The organism is Halomonas sp. SIMBA_159 (assembly GCF_046536035.1).
Taxonomy (GTDB): domain Bacteria; phylum Pseudomonadota; class Gammaproteobacteria; order Pseudomonadales; family Halomonadaceae; genus Vreelandella; species Vreelandella venusta_A.
Map to the genome: position 1 here is coordinate 1 of NZ_JAWJBT010000340.1, position 286 is coordinate 286.

The 286-nt window shown below is 45.1% G+C and carries 1 protein-coding gene; it reads right to left on the reverse strand.

From position 1 onward, the window contains the following. Positions 1–221 (reverse strand): hypothetical protein (locus R0J87_RS19540; protein WP_498888325.1); only part of this gene is annotated, 221 nt, incomplete at its 3' end. Positions 222–286 lie beyond the last annotated feature (65 nt).

The window sequence follows — 286 nt, forward strand, 5'->3', positions numbered from 1 at the left end:
GTCGCGGGTTTCATCTTCGTATCACATATTAAGGTGACAATGCGGTGTTCGGACAATGCATTGATTAGATGTCCCGTCAATTGGATGTTCGGATTCTCAATCAGCATAAATCCGACCTCCTCCAAAGGAATCCGGTTTACTGTTTCGCCGGAAACGATCAAGTGGCCCATTCGCAAGCTGAGTTTTGCTTCCTTAGATAAAATAACTGTCCGCCAGCTCATTGGCTGCTCCCAACTAAATATTTTGGCTTCCGATAATTTAATCCCGTGATCGATTCAAACCCCAG